Here is a 268-nt window from a genome sequence, read left to right as displayed (position 1 = left end):
GCAGATACTTTGTGTCATTGTTAGTTGAAACAGAAGTGCAAGAACTTCCGAAAACAAACTCTTACATTGGAATGGATGTGGGACTAAAAGACTTCGCCATTTTGTCAGATGGAACAACCTATAAAAATCCGAAGTTTTTTCGATCATTAGAAGAGAAGTTGGCAAAAGCACAGCGTATTCTTTCTAGAAGAATGAAAGGATCTTCTCGCTGGAATAAACAACGAGTAAAAGTAACTAGAATTCATGAATACATGACGAATGCTAGAAA

Annotated in this window: 1 protein-coding gene; it reads left to right on the top strand. The window is 36.2% G+C overall.

Features of this window, described 5'->3' with window-relative positions; genetic code table 11:
- The coding region (locus tag MR065_RS27290; RefSeq protein WP_242215753.1) for a transposase at positions 1–268 on the top strand (268 nt) is incomplete at both ends.

Origin of the sequence: Bacillus cereus group sp. BfR-BA-01383 (genome assembly GCF_022663495.1) — a bacterium.
Classification (GTDB): domain Bacteria; phylum Bacillota; class Bacilli; order Bacillales; family Bacillaceae_G; genus Bacillus_A; species Bacillus_A cereus_AU.
This window is presented reverse-complemented; position numbering and strand designations above follow the sequence as displayed.